13 protein-coding genes are annotated in these 13,734 nt (G+C 66.0%); 5 read left to right on the forward strand and 8 right to left on the reverse strand.

The window, feature by feature from the left end:
• Positions 1 to 10 precede the first annotated feature (10 nt).
• From M3498_07455 to M3498_07475, 5 genes are all read right to left on the reverse strand, one after another.
• On the reverse strand, positions 11 to 1,012 hold the full coding sequence (locus M3498_07455) for a Gfo/Idh/MocA family oxidoreductase (GenBank protein ID MDQ3459120.1): 1,002 nt from the start codon (positions 1,010 to 1,012) through the stop codon (positions 11 to 13).
• Positions 1,012 to 2,007, reverse strand: a complete 996-nt coding sequence (locus M3498_07460) for a Gfo/Idh/MocA family oxidoreductase (protein ID MDQ3459121.1) — start codon at positions 2,005 to 2,007, stop codon at positions 1,012 to 1,014. Before M3498_07460 ends, M3498_07455 begins: the two co-directional genes overlap by 1 nt.
• Positions 2,008 to 2,075: 68 nt before the next feature.
• Positions 2,076 to 2,600: a hypothetical protein gene (locus M3498_07465; protein ID MDQ3459122.1), complete on the reverse strand. Its 525-nt coding sequence runs from the start codon at positions 2,598 to 2,600 to the stop codon at positions 2,076 to 2,078.
• A gap of 65 nt (positions 2,601 to 2,665) precedes the next feature.
• The gene (locus M3498_07470; GenBank protein MDQ3459123.1) at positions 2,666 to 4,024 is read right to left on the reverse strand and encodes a hemolysin family protein; all 1,359 of its coding nucleotides are present in this window, start codon (positions 4,022 to 4,024) and stop codon (positions 2,666 to 2,668) included.
• Between the two features lie 559 nt (positions 4,025 to 4,583).
• Complete coding sequence (locus tag M3498_07475) at positions 4,584 to 5,963, reverse strand: hypothetical protein (protein MDQ3459124.1); 1,380 nt, start codon at positions 5,961 to 5,963, stop codon at positions 4,584 to 4,586.
• 210 nt (positions 5,964 to 6,173) lie between these two features.
• On the opposite strand from M3498_07475, the gene M3498_07480 reads away from it, so the two are divergent.
• Positions 6,174 to 6,554 (forward strand): methylglyoxal synthase, encoded by a 381-nt coding sequence (locus M3498_07480; GenBank protein MDQ3459125.1) that lies wholly within the window; start codon positions 6,174 to 6,176, stop codon positions 6,552 to 6,554.
• 8 nt (positions 6,555 to 6,562) lie between these two features.
• Here the strand turns inward: M3498_07480 and ppk1 are convergent, their stop codons facing one another.
• Entirely contained in the window at positions 6,563 to 8,644 is a 2,082-nt protein-coding gene (gene ppk1, locus M3498_07485) for a polyphosphate kinase 1 (protein ID MDQ3459126.1), read from the reverse strand.
• Positions 8,645 to 8,713: 69 nt separating this feature from the next.
• Here ppk1 and M3498_07490 point away from each other — a divergent pair, with 69 nt between their 5' ends.
• From M3498_07490 to M3498_07500, 3 genes are all read left to right on the forward strand, one after another.
• Positions 8,714 to 9,661 (forward strand): ribose-phosphate pyrophosphokinase, encoded by a 948-nt coding sequence (locus M3498_07490; protein ID MDQ3459127.1) that lies wholly within the window; start codon positions 8,714 to 8,716, stop codon positions 9,659 to 9,661.
• A gap of 387 nt (positions 9,662 to 10,048) precedes the next feature.
• Positions 10,049 to 10,327, forward strand: coding sequence for a type II toxin-antitoxin system RelE/ParE family toxin (locus M3498_07495; protein ID MDQ3459128.1), 279 nt, complete (start codon positions 10,049 to 10,051; stop codon positions 10,325 to 10,327).
• A 44-nt stretch (positions 10,328 to 10,371) separates the two neighbouring features.
• Positions 10,372 to 10,686, forward strand: coding sequence for a HigA family addiction module antitoxin (locus M3498_07500; protein ID MDQ3459129.1), 315 nt, complete (start codon positions 10,372 to 10,374; stop codon positions 10,684 to 10,686).
• Positions 10,687 to 10,756: 70 nt separating this feature from the next.
• Here M3498_07500 and M3498_07505 read toward each other — a convergent pair whose 3' ends face one another.
• Together M3498_07505 and M3498_07510 are read right to left on the reverse strand one after the other, a co-directional pair.
• A complete protein-coding gene (locus tag M3498_07505) occupies positions 10,757 to 12,304 on the reverse strand; it encodes a molybdopterin-dependent oxidoreductase (GenBank protein MDQ3459130.1) in 1,548 nt (515 codons plus the stop codon).
• Positions 12,305 to 12,534: 230 nt separating this feature from the next.
• Positions 12,535 to 13,215, reverse strand: a complete 681-nt coding sequence (locus M3498_07510) for a Crp/Fnr family transcriptional regulator (GenBank protein MDQ3459131.1) — start codon at positions 13,213 to 13,215, stop codon at positions 12,535 to 12,537.
• A 163-nt stretch (positions 13,216 to 13,378) separates the two neighbouring features.
• On the opposite strand from M3498_07510, the gene M3498_07515 reads away from it, so the two are divergent.
• Positions 13,379 to 13,734 (forward strand): hypothetical protein (locus tag M3498_07515; protein MDQ3459132.1); only part of this gene is annotated, 356 nt, incomplete at its 3' end.

The following is a 13,734-nucleotide window of genomic DNA, read 5'->3' on the forward strand; positions in this document are numbered from 1 at the left end:
TGAAGTGGTCTCACGCACGCCTCAACACAACGGGCTGCTCACGCTCCGCCGACTCGTAACAGGCCAGCGCCACCCGCAAGGCTTCATAACCATCACGCCAAGTCACCGCTGGTTCGCACCCTTCACGAATGCTGGCGACGAACTCCTCGAGCATCGCCTGGTTGGCGTCCGAACCCCAATTGAGCCAAGTCGGATTGCGGGGCAGCCTCCCCGAGTAGGCGGTGATGGCCTGGGCAAGAGCGTCCAAGCTCACCGCTCCCCTCTCCCCCACCAGCTCCATCTTGAGATGTCCCCAGCGCGGATAGCTCGTCGGGCGGCTCCAGGAGCAGTCGATGCTGGCAAAGACGCCGTTCTCGAAGGTCAGCGTCACCAGCCCGGCGGTGTCCACGTCCACCTCGCCGGGGCAGAAGGGGTTACCCACCTCGGCGTAGACTTCGGCGACTTCGCAGTTCAAATACCAGCGCAAGAGGTCCACCAGGTGCACGGTGTGGTCCATCACCGCGCCGCCTCCGGCCAGATCCTTCTGGGCGAACCAGGCGCGCTGATGTCGCGGGGTCTCGCTGTGGTTGACCCCGTTCACGCCGTAGAGTTCGCCCAACTCGCCGCGCGCCAGCAACGCCTTGACAATGCGGACGGACGGGTCGAAGCGCATCGGGAAAGCGGTCATGAAGTGCACGCCGTGCCGCCGACAAACCTCACCCATCGCCTCGGCAGCCTCGAGCGTGACCTCGATGGGCTTCTCGCAGAGGACGTGAGCACCCGCCGCTGCCGCCATAGCGACGAGCTCGCGGCGGCGGGCATTCTCCGAGCAGACGATAGCCCCGTCGAGCCCTTCGGCCAGCAGATCCTCGTGCCTCTGGAACCAGCGCACCCCGAACACCTCGGAGAAGTGCCGGCCACGCGCCTGATCGGTGTCGGAAAAACCGATGACCTCCACGCCGGGAACCCTGCCAAGGTTGCCGAGATAGCCCTCGGCGTGGAGGTGGGCAAAGCTCATGATGCCGAGGCGCATCACCGGCCTCCCAGGGTCACGCTGCGCCCGGTCCTCAAGGACTCCCGCGCGGCCAAGGCGAGCTCGAGCGCGGCCAGTGCCTCCTCCGGCGTCACCGCGAAGGGCTTGTCGTGGACAAACGCGTCATGGACGTGCTTGATTTCGGTGGTGTAGGGGTCTTCGGCCAAGGCCGAGAGCGGCAGGCCCACCGCTGCCACCTTGTCGGGGCCGCTCGGCAGCAGGTAGGAGTGGACCGTCTCGGTGCTGTCCGAATCCCACTCGAGCACCCCGTCCGTGCCGGCGAGGTCGAAGCCGGTGCGGAAAACGCCGGGTGGATAGGCCCAGCCACCCTCGACGAGGGCCATCGCGCCGCTCTCGAAGCGCAGGGTGACGAGCGCGTAGTCGCCGGGCGCGTCCGGCCGCAGCGCCCGCACCGACTTGGCGTAGACCCGCTTTGCCCGCCCGGCCAGAGAGAGCGCGTAGTCGAAGTCATGGACCATGAGGTCGAGGAGCATCCCTCCCGAGCGGCTCTCGTCGGCAAACCAACTCGTCTCGCCCTGCCTGGGCGCGTAGGAGACGCGCTTGAGCCTCACCACGCCGAGCGCGCCCACCTGGCCCGCCCGGACCGCCTCGGCGGCGGCGCGGTACTGCGGGAAAAAGCGCAGGACCATGGCGACGAAGAGGCGCACGCCGGCCCTCTCGCAGGCCGCTATCATGGCCCGGCCGTCCCCCAGCGTGAGCGCGATGGGCTTCTCGCAGACGACGTGCCTGCCCGCTTCGGCAGCCTGCAAGGTCATGTCGCGGTGCAGGTCGGTCGGCACACAGAGGTCGATCACGTCCACCTCCGCCAGCAGCTCCTCATAGCCCTCGTAAGCGCGCAGCCCATAGGGCTCCGCCAGCCGCGCCGCTGCCGGAAGATGCTCGGCGACGATGCCGGCCACCTCGGCCCCCGTCTGCCGCCAAGCCGCCAGATGCGCCCGGCCCATCGCCCCCGCTCCGACGATTCCCACTCGCACGACCCCACCACCTCCGCAAGGATGTCTTAACGTCATGTCCTCTTCTACACGGACTCTATCACGCCCGCCTACAGGCATAAACCGCCTGCCGAGACGCCCCTGCGGCAGTGAAAGCGCCGCTCGAGCCCCGTCGCCCGCCAGCCCTCGCCGCCCCGCCGCATCGCCAAACGCCAGTCGCTGCCAGCCACGGCGTCGTCCTTGAAGCCCCACTCGAGGACCACGCCCGCCGCCTCGTCCGCCGCCTCGTCCGCCGCCTCCAGGACGCGCAAGGTGAGCTCCCAGGTGTCGATTCCCAAAGAGGACTCGAGCGCCAGCTCTCGAACCGCTGCCAGGAGCAGCGCGCCGGGACTCGCCCAACCGCCTTCACGAAGCGCTTCGGGCAGTTCCGCCTCCTGCCAGGCGGTGCTGCCGGGCTCGAAGCCGTAGTCGCGAGCAGGCTCGAGCTCAGCCAGGCGCGGCTGCCAGAGGAGTCCGTCCTCTTGCCACCAGGCGCCCGTCGCCAAAGAGTCTCCCTGGCCCGACGCCATAACCAGCGGCGCCCACAAGACAACCAGAAGGACGGCAACCCTCGCCCAACTCGACCCCACCGTCACGGCCTCTCCCCTTTCGCAGCCTCCAGTTCGGCTCCTGCGGCCCCATCCAGCTCGGCCATCCTGCTTCAGCCGTCCACGGTGCTGTTTTCGGGCACCTCTGCGGGGGTCAGGGTGACGGGCGCCACCAGGACCGAGAGGATGCGGCGCTCGTCGGCCTCCTCGACCTCGAAGCGGTAGTCCTCATAGCTGATGGTCTCGCCGGGCTGCGGGATGTAGCCGAAGCGGCTGTAGAGAAAGCCCGCCAGGGTGTCGTACTCGCCCTCGTCGTCAAAGGCGACCTTGAGCTCGCTGCCGACGGTCTCCAGGTGCGTCTGCGAGCGGATGCGGTAGCAGCCGTCCCCCAAGGAGATGATCTCCTCGGCCTCTTCCTCGTCGGTCTCGTCGTAGATCTCGCCGGTTATCTCCTCGATGATGTCCTCCAAGGTGACCAGCCCGGCGGTGCCGCCGAACTCGTCCACCACGATGGCCATGTGATTTTTTCTGAGGCGCATCTCGCGCAGGAGGCTCATCACGTTCATGGTCTCGGGCACGTACTGCGGCGGCGCGGCGAGCTCGGCCACGCGCGTCTCGGTCAGGCTCTCCTTGCGCGTCAAGAAGGCCAAGAGGTCGCGGGCGAAGACGATGCCGCGCACGTCGTCCACGGTGCCCCGGTAGATGGGCACGCGGCTGTAGCCGTGCTCGGTCACCACCGTCAGCAGGTCGCCCAGATTGGCCTCCTCGGAGATCGCCACGATATCGACCCGCGGCACCATGACCTCGCGGACGCTCGTCTCCTCCAAGTCGATCACGCCGCGGATCATCTCCTGCTCCTGCGCCTCGATGACGCCCGACTCCTCGGCGCTCTGCAGCATCAGCCTCAGCTCGTTTTCGGTGATCAAGGGCGAATTGGCGGGCTCCAGACGAAAGAGCCTCAAGAAGCTGCTGGCGATAAAGGTAAAGACCTTGCCGAGCGGGTAGAGCACCACCGAGAGCCCGTAGACGGGCCGGATGACGAAGCGCGCCACCGCTACGGCGTGATGAACCGCGAAGGACTTGGGCGTGATCTCGCCGAAGACGAGCAGCAAAAAGGTCATGATGCCGGTAGCGTAGGCGAGCGCCACCGCCTCGGTGGTGCCGTAGCGTGCGGCGACGCCCAGAGTGATCTGGGTGACGAGCGCGGTCGCGGCGATATTGACCAGATTGTTGCCGATCAGCAAGGTGGTGATAAAGCGGGTGGGGTCCTTCTCGAGCAGCGCGAAGACGCCGCTAGGGTCCTTGCCCTCCTCGCGGATCTGGCGGATCTTCCAGCGGCCGACCGCGGTCAGGGCGGTCTCGGAGCCGGACAAGGTCGCCGACAAGAACAGGAGGACGACGAGCAGGCCTACCTGACCCAAAGAAATTTGCCCGCCCGCGCCGGCGGTTTGGGCCAGACCGAGAGGGAGCAAGCTGAAGAGGCTGATCAGGAGAAGGGGGTAGCGCCACCGTAGACGCGAACTGTGAGGCATCGATAGCGGATTCTAGCACAGTTTGGGGCGGAGTTGAACCGCCCTAATACCCTGCCACCTGTTTCAGGGCTGGTGCGGTTGGACAAGGGCTACCGAGAGCGGGGTCGGCAAAGCCCCATCCCGAGCCTGCTGACGCCCTTCACCGGCCCCGGCGTCCCAGGCATAGACCAGGCATGGAAGGGCGTCGGCTCGAGCGCTGCCAGCTAGCTGATGTCGGCCCGCGGGCTGCTCGTGACCAAGCACTGTGACCAAACACCGTGACCAAGCACCGTGACCAAGCATCATGGTCGAACGCAGTGCTGAAACACCCTGCGCCGCCTCTTGCGCAGGGTGTTCAGGGGTACACGAAATCTCAAGGGGTGTCAGCGAAGGGAGCGCGTCCGCATCAACCGACACCGTAGAGCATGCGCGCCCAAGCCATGAGGGCGATGACGGCAAGATGAAGTAGATGAGGCCGGCGGACCGCTTCCTGGGCACCCCGACGGCTCCGCGAGCGGCTCTAGGGGGCGTTCTCCTCCAAGCGGCGGCCTATCTCGCGCAGGTAATAGGGGTAGCTCGCTTCCGCGGGGTTGAGCGCTCTCGCCGCCTCGAAGGCGCGCCGGGCGGCCCTGTAGTCGCCCAGGGCGAAGCGGCTGCGCGCTAAGTAGGCCCAGGCCGCCTCGCTCCGCGGATGCAGGACCGTCTCCACCCCGAAGTGCTCGGCGGCGGTCCCATGGTCGCCCGCGAGAGAGCGCTCGAGCCCCTGATAAAAGGCCCGGCCCGGCACCGCGCCGTAGAGCGCCTGGCGCTCGAGGGCGGCCAGGGCGCCGGGCGCCTCTGGGTCCCTGGGGTCGAGCCTGAGGACCTGCCGCCAGGCGAGATAGGCGCGCATGGGCTCGCCCAGACGCTCGTGGTTGCGCGCCAAGTGAACGAAGGCGTCCTTGTAGCGGGGGTTGGCGGCGGCGGCGTGCTGGAAGTAGCCCGAGGCCTCGGGCACCCAGCCCTCCGCCTCGGCCAGGAGCCCCGAGCGCAGGAGCGTCACCGCCCGCACCCCCCACAGGCGCCCCTCGGCCAGGAGCTCGAGCGCCTCGGCGGCCTCCGCAGCGGTCTCCCCAGCGGTCTCCTCATCGCCCGGCTCGAGCGCGAGGACCCGGCGCCAGAGACGCTCGGCGGCCTCGAGGCGGCCCAGCTCCTGGTTGGCCCGGGCCGCGCCTATGGAGGCAGCCGTGTAGAGGGGATTGGCGGCCGCGGCCGCCTCGAAGGCGGCGAGCGCCTCTAGGGGCCTGCCCTCGGCGGCGGCCCGCCGGCCCCCGTAGTAGGCCGTGGCCGCCGCCGCGCCGTAGCGCAAGCCGTCGGTGATGACGGCGACCTGATGAGAGGCCGCCTCGTCCTCCGGCTGAAGCCGCGAGAGCTCCTGCCAGTACGGCAGGGCGGCCTCCGGCTCGCCGCGCGCCAGGTGGTGACGCGCCAACCCCGTCAGCGCGTCCAGGTCACCGGGACTTACCCTGATGATGTGCCGGTAGACCTCTGCCGCGCCCGCCGCGTCACCCGCCTGGGCCCGGCCGGCGGCCAAGCCGTGCCCGACCTCGCCGAGCTGGCGCAGGGCGGCGAGGTCGAGACGGGACACCAGCTCGGCGTAGCGGGTCCAGCTCGCCCAGGCGCGCGCCTGCCAGCGGGTGGTGGTATAGGTCTCGGCCAGAAAGCGGTGAACCTCGGGGGCGTCCGGGGCCAGCGCCAGCGCCCGGTTGCCGTGGTGAATGGCCTCCTGCCAGAGGTTCTGGTCGCTGTGATGGGCGCTATAGCTCGCTCGCGCGCGCGCCGCGGCCTCTCGGGCGCGCCCCAGCTCGAGCCTCGCCTCCGGGCCGAGCTCGGCAAGGGCGGTCCCGCTCAGGGCGAGCAAGATCAGGATGATACGGAGTCCGGTTGTTGCGCAATCGTTCGGAATGCGTAGGAGCGGCTTGAGCGTGTTCACTCCTCTCCCTTCTCGAGCATATTGCCACGCTCTAGCGCTGTCGCTGGCGCCATGCTACCGGCTCGGCATGAGAACCATGGGCTGCTCGACCGGCTCCGGCGCTGCGGGGGCAGCCGGCCGCTGCGGTAGAGTGGCCTCATGAAAGCCATCGCGCTCATCGCCCACGACAAGAAAAAACTCGACCTGGCCATGTTCGTCCGCGACCACCGTGAGACGCTGAGCCGCTTCAGGCTGATGGCCACGCACACCACCGCGGGCGTCTTGCAGAGCAAGGCCAAGCTCGAGATCGAGGCGCTCCTCTCCGGCCCCCAAGGGGGTGATTTGCAAGTGGGCGCGCGGGTCGCCCAGGACGAGGTCATCGCGGTCATCTTCTTCCGCGACCCGCTGACCGCGCAGCCCCACGAGCCCGACGTGTCGGCCTTGATGCGCATCTGCGACGTGCACGGGGTGCCCTTGGCGACCAACCTGGGCACCGCCGAGGCGGTGATGAGCTGGCTCGAGGAGCTCGATAACGCGTAAGCTGGCGTTCAAAGCTGGGTCAGCTTGCGCGCCGAGAGCTCGAGCAACCTCTCCTGGGCGCTCAAGCGCCGCTGGCCCGGCTTGCGCCCCACCCGGTGGTAGCAGCCGTCCTCTCCCAACACGCGGGCCTTCTCGTTGTCGCGCAAGTAGAGGTCGAAGACCTCCATCAGTTTTCTCTTGAGACGGCGGTCCTCGACCGGGAAGGCCGTCTCGACGCGGCTGTTCAGGTTGCGAGGCATCCAGTCCGCCGAGCTGAGGTAGAGGTCCTCGGCGCCGCCGTTATAGAAGTAGAGCATTCTCGAGTGCTCCAAGAACCTGCCCACCACACTGCGCACCCGGATGGTTTCGCTGACGCCCGCCACGCCCGGGCGCAAGCAGCAGATGCCGCGCACGATAAGATCCACCGGCACGCCCGCTTGCGAGGCGCGGTAGAGCGCGCGGATAACCTCCGGATCCACCAGCGAGTTCATCTTGATCAGGATGCGGACCCTCGTGCCCGCGCGGGCGTGCTCGGTCTCGCGCTCGATGGCCTCCAGGGTCCTCTTGCGCATGGTGCCGGGGGCGACCCAGAGCTTGCGCCAGCTCATCTGTTTGGAATAGCCCGTCAAGTGGTTGAAGAGCTCGGACACGTCCGCGCCCAAACCCGCGTCGCAGGTCAGGAGGCCGAAGTCGGTATAGACGTCGCTGGTGGCCCGGTTGTAGTTGCCGGTGCCCAGGTGCACGTAGCGGCGAATCTCGTCACCTTCGCGGCGCACCACCAACAGCGTCTTGCAGTGGGTCTTGAGGCCGGCCAGGCCGTAGACGACGTGAACGCCGGCGCGCTCGAGTTCGCGCGCCCAGACGATGTTGTTCTGCTCGTCGAAGCGCGCCTTGAGCTCGACTATGGCCGTGACCAGTTTGCCGTTCCCGGTCGCCCGCGCCAGCGCCTTGACCACCCGTGACTTGGGGCCCACCCTGTACAGGGTCTGCTTGATCGCCAAGACGTCGGGGTCTTCAGCAGCCGTCTCCAACAGGGCCAGAATCGAGTCAAAGGCGTGGAAGGGGTGGTGGAGCAAGACCTCCTGCTCACGAATCACGGAGAAAATATCCGGTTTGCCCCGGTACTCCGTCGGCAGGCGGGTGACGTGAGGCTCAAAGCGCAAGCCGTCGATCTCCAAAGAGGAGAGGTCGAAAAAGTCCGCCACGTTCAGATAGTTGGCGATGTGGTAGACGTCGTCGCGCTCGAGCTTCAAGGTCTTGCGCAAGTATTCGCGCCGCGCCTCGGGCATGTCGGCGCTCACCTCGAGCCTGACCACGTCGCCCCAGCGGCGCTTGCGCACCTCGTCCTCGATGACGCGCAGGAGGTCATCGGCCTCGTCCTCGGCGATCTCGATGTCGGCGTCGCGGGTGATCCTAAAGGCGTAGGCGTGCGTCGCCCTGAGGCCGGGAAAGAGCGCGTCCACCTTGGCCCGGACGATCTCTTCCAGGAGAGCGAAGCGGTGTTCCTCGCACCCCGCGCCCGGTCGCTCGGGCAAGCGCAAAAAGCGCGGCAGGACGCTCGGCACCTGCACCACCGCCCAGTGCCGCTCGCGCGTCTCTAAGTCGCAGAGTTCCAACATCATCGAAAAGCTCAAGTTGGGCAGCCGCGGAAAGGGATGCGCCGAGTCGATGGCCAGGGGCGTCAGGACCGGAAAGAGTTCGCGCTCGAAAAAGGTATCCACCGCCTCCTGGTCGGCTACGGATAGGTCCCGGATAGGCACCAGCATGACGCCGTGCTCCTCGAGCCGCGGCAGGACCTCGTGACCGAGAACATACCGGTGACGGGCCACAGCCGGGTGCAGCCGCTCGGCGATGGCCCTCAGCTGCTCCGCCGGGGTCATGCCGTCGGCGGTGCGGTCGGTGATGCCCGCGCCGACTTGTTCCTTTAAGCCCGCGTAGCGGATCATCATGAACTCGTCTAGGTTGGTGCTGAAAATAGCCAGGAACTTGAGCCGCTCCAAGAGCGGGTTGGCCGGATCGACGGCCTCTTCCAGGACCCGCTCGTTGAACTCGAGCCAGGACAGCTCGCGGTTGAAGTAGAGCCGCGGGTCGCGCAGGTCGATGTCGGCCATGCTTCCAGAGTAGCAGAGGAAGCCAGAGATCTCATCGTGCCATAATCCCATCAAAGAGGAGAGCGCATGATGCCGAGTGACAACATCCTGGTCTTTGGCGGCTCTGGCAGCCCGCGTCTCACCAAAGCTATCTGCGGCACCTTGAACGTTATTCCCGGCAAGAGCGAGGTACTGCGCTTCTCGGAAGGCAATCTTTTCGTTCGCGTTCTGGAAAACGTCAGGGGCCGCCCGGTTTACCTCGTGCAGTCGACGGCCTTTCCGGCCAATGACAACTTTATGGAACTGCTCTTCTGGATTGACGCCTTCAAACGTGCCAGTGCGGCATCCGTTACCGCCATCATTCCCTATTTCAGCTATGCGAAAGGCGATAAGAAAGACGAGCCTCGCGTCTCTATTCGCGCTCGAGTCTGCGCCGACGCCATCGAGGCCGCCGGGGCCGACCGGGTCGTGACGATGGACCTGCACGCCCCGCAGATTCAAGGCTTCTTTCGCATTCCGGTAGATGACCTCTACGCCCTGCCCACCCTGTGTGAGGCCGTCAAAAAGAAGGGGTTTTCAGACCTCGTCGTCGTGGCGCCGGACATGGGCTTTGCCAAAAAGGCAAGAAAGTACGCCTCCTACTTGGGGGCGTCCTTGGCGATTGGCGATAAGGAGCGCGTTGCCCACGACGAAAAGGCGGAGGTGCTGGAGATTATCGGCGAGGTCGGCGGCAAAACCGCGCTCATCGTCGACGATTTCACCATCTCCGGCGGGACGCTTGTCGAGGCGGCGGAGAGGCTAGTCGAGCGTGGCGCCGCCTCGGTTTATGCCGCCGTCACGCACGGAGTGTTTTCCCAAGGGGCCGTGGAGAAAATCGACCGGAGCCCTATCGTCCACCTCTTAGTCACTGACACCATCGAGACACAACCGGTAGCCTATTCCGACAAGATCGAGGTCGTGTCGGTGGCGCCGCTCTTTGGCGAGGCGATCAGGAGAATCCACAACCGCGAAAGCATCAGCGTGCTATTTGAAAAGTAGTCGAATCTCCTGCCTTTACGCCACCCGCACCCGCAGCCCGTGATAGCCGCTCGAGCCGCCCAGCAGCGGCGGCGTTCTCTGGGCGGTTTGCGTTTCGCCGGCGCCGTCCGTGGCCCTGACCATCACCTCGACCTGGCCGGGCTCGGCGTTCCAGCGGTAGCCCCAGAGGTTCCAGGAGATATCGTTCAGGGCGGGCTTGACCTGCGCTTCTTGCCAGCGCGAACAGCAAGGATAAGGGTTTAAGCTGCCTGCTCCCTGCCGACTCCTGACCGCTGCGAACGCTCAGCCCACTCCTGGCCCACCGACAAGGCGGCGTAGCAGCCTGGCAGGGTTACTTGTAACCTGTAACGAAATAGGTTACACTCTAAGGGGAGACTGCTGGGCTTCATGATCAAGAGCATTCGCCACAAAGGTCTGAAGAGATTCTTCGAGTCAGGCGATGCCTCGAGGGTTCAGCCCAATCATGTCAGGCGCTTGCGCCTGATCCTTGGACGGTTGGACAGCGCCGACATCGTCGCGGACATGAACTTTCCAGGCTCTGGACTCCATCCCCTGAAGGGTGATCGCAAGGGGGCGTGGGCCGTGAGCGTAAGCGGAAACTGGCGTATCACCTTCCGTTTTGACAACGGAAATGCCCATGAGGTTCACTACGAGGATTATCACTGATTCCGAAAGGAACGCCAGTTGAGGTATGGAAATCGGAGGAAGGTATGGACATGCATAACCCACCCCACCCCGGCGAGGTCTTGAGAGAGCTCTACCTCGAGCCGCTGGCCTTGAGCGTCACCGCCGCCGCGGAAGGTCTCGGCGTCACCCGAAAGACGCTGTCCGCCATCGTCAACGGCCGAGCGGGTATCAGCTCCGTTATGGCTATGCGCCTAGCCAAGGCCTTTGGCGGCAGCGCTACCTCGTGGCTGAACATGCAACAGCAGCACGACCTGTGGCGGGCCAAGCAAAAGGCCGACCTGTCAGGGGTAAGGGTATTGCACCGACCGACACAGGCGGGCCAGGGCTCGCTGCGGTAACGAATCGCAAAGTAACGAATCGCAAAGGACGTAGCGCGCGCCCTCCTTTGCGATTGCTGTCGGCAGCGACCTAGGCTACCCGCACCCTCAGCCCGTGATAGCCGCTCGCGCCGTCGGGCAGCGGCGGGGTTCTCTGGGCGGTTTGCGTTTCGCCGGCGCCGTCCGTGGCCCTGACCATCACCTCGACCTGGCCGGGCTCGGCGTTCCAGCGGTAGCCCCAGAGGTTCCAGGAGATGTCGTTCAGGGCGGGCTTGACCTGCGCTTCTTGCCAGGTCACACCGCCGTCCAGGGAAACCTCGACCCGGCTGACGCCGCGCGTTCCGGCCCAGGCGACGCCGCCTATGGCCGCGCTGCCGTCGTCAAAACGCGTGGCCTCGGGGGTGTCGATGCGGCTCATCGTCTTGACGATGGCACTGTCGCTCCAGCCGCGCTGCTGCCAGTAGCCCAAAAAGCCCGCTTCGGGCGAGAGCTCGATCTCCTGGAGCCACTTGACGTTTTTCATGCCGTAGATCTCGGGAATGAGCAGCCGCGCCGGGAAGCCGTGGTCGCGGGTCAGGGGCTCGCCGTTGTGCAAATAGGCCAGGATGACGCCCTCGTGAAAAGCCGACGAGAGCGGGAAGGAGTCGGCGTAGTTGTCGGCGGCGCGGAGGATGAGCTTTTCCACGCCCGGCCCCACCCCCGCCATCGCCAGTAACTCGCTCAAGGGCACCCCGGTCCAGCTACTGTTGCCGATGAGATTGCCGCCGACCTGGTTGGAGACGCACATCAGGGTGCTCGTGCGCTCGACGCTCGGCAGGGCCCTCAGCTCGTCTAAGGTGAAGGTCAGCTCGTTTTCGACCAGGCCGGTGATCCTGAGCTGCCAGCCCTCCTCGGGCACGCTGGGGTTGAAGACGTTCTTGGAGACCTGGTAGTGCTCGCGCACCGAGGTGACTTCTTCCGGCATGCCGCGGATGCGGGCGACGAACTCGCTCACCGCGTCCTGGGCGCGGGCGAGAGCGGTGAGAAAGTCCTTGCCCAAGGTGCCGAAAAAAGCAAGGGCGAAGACCGCGCCGGCGATGGTCCGAACGCTCTCGCGGCGGCTCTCGTCGGTCCGCTGCGGTCTAGCTTGCGCCAGGTGGAGGACGAGGGCGAAGACCGCACCGAAGACCGCGCTCCACAGCAGAGACGCCAGCGGCTGATAGAAGAAGTTGAAGGGCGACAGGCCGAAGACGCCGAGCCCCTGCAGCGGCATGAGGACCAGGCCGGTCAGGAGGACGCTGAAGAGGACGTAGAAGAGGCCCGCGCCGAGGCGACCGAGCCGGCGCGAGAGCGCGGGATAGAGCCTGCCCAGAGCGAGCCACAGGAGGCCGAAGACCACGGTCGTGGTCACAAAGAGGGCATACTTGGCGTAGGCATCGACCCCGTAAGGCAGGGCGTGGATGAGGTTGAAAACCCAGGGCACGCCGAGAAACTGGGCGGTGTAGTTGAAGAGCATCTCGGGCGGCAGCGGCGCTGCCGCGAAAAGGCGCGCGCCCAGCATGACCAGGAGCATCACGACCGTGGCGAGGAGAGGCGGTCCCCAGGCGCGCAAGTTGGGCGCGGAGCGGGAGGAGGCGGGTTGGAGGGGCTGGCTGGCCATGATAAACCTCGCTTTGCGGTCGGGATATTCCCGAAGGGGACTTGGGGACTTCAGATCACTCTACTGCGCCGTTCCGGCTTCCAAGGTCTTACACCTTCCTTTCGCCGTTTGGATGAGACGTGGCCGCTCGGCTTTCCCTCTCGCCACGGACAACCGACATCACCCCGTATTGCCGAGGCGCGGCTCGAGCACGAGGCCGAGCGCTGACGGCGGACCTCGGCCGGGTACGCTCACGCCTCGAGCCCCGCCTCGAGGCCCGCGACGTCGAGCAGGTAGTCGCCGCGGCTGCCCTCCATAAGGCCCTCGCGGCGCAGCTCGCCTATCGCCGTCGAAACACTCACGCGTGTGCCCGAGACCATCGAAGCGAGCTCGGAATGCTTGAGCTCGGTCTCGAGCCTGACCCAGCCGTCCTGGGCGGGCTGGCCGAAGCGCCTCGCCTGCTCGAGGAGGACCTTCGTCAGCCGCGTCTTGATGGGCGAGTAGTAGTCGCTCAGCTGAGAACGGCAGTAGGCGAGCTGGCTCGCCATGATCTCGGTAAAGGTGAGGACGGTGTGCGGCGAGTGCAGGGCGACGGTGCGAAACTGCTCGCGCGTCACCGGGCAGGTGACGGTCTCGGTCAAGGCCACGGCGTCCCCCTGGTAGAGAGCGCTCTCGGCGACAAAGGTGCTGCCGATGAAGTCCTGCGCGCCGCAGACGACCAGGATGCGCTCGTGGCCGCTGGCCGTCGGCACGGTCAGCTTGACCTGACCGCGGACGACGATGTGCAGGGCCGTCGCCGGATCGCCCGCGCGGAAGAGGCACTCGCCCTTGCTGTAGCGGCGCTCGGGGCAGATGCGCATGAAGAGCATCATGTCCTCGTCGGTCATGCGCCGCAGCCAGCCGGTGTTTTGGAGATACCAGGGTCTGTCCATCGCTGTTACTCTTCCATTCTGCACGGCTTTGAGCGGGGGCCATGTAGCGCGCGCGGACACGCTTGATCTCTTCCGGCAACTCTCGAGCTTGGTCGTCTATTTGACAGACATTTGTAACCCGAAACCACAAAATGGGAGGCAGCTTATCAAGGAGGTAGTAACAGTGAGAAAGCGATTAGCGTGGCTCGCCGGTATCGTCATCACGAGTTTGACCCTTACCGTGGTGGCCTCTGACCTCGACCTGCCCTCGGAGATCGCCGACTACTACACCTGGAACCGCGCCAATGTCGACAAGTCCTTTATCGACTCCGCCCACCCCGAGATGAAAGACGTCTACTTTAACGCCGCCGCGGCCGAAGGCTTTGAGGACGGCACCTTCACCGTCCCCCACGCCGAAGGCAGCCTTTTCGTCAAGGAGAGCACCGACCCCGAGACGCTGATGGTCAGCGTCCTCACCGTCATGCGCAAGAGCGAAGGCGCCAACCCCGATCACGGCGACTGGGAGTGGGGTATGTGGGG

This window comes from Deinococcota bacterium, from assembly GCA_030858465.1.
Lineage (GTDB): Bacteria > Deinococcota > Deinococci > Deinococcales > Trueperaceae > JALZLY01.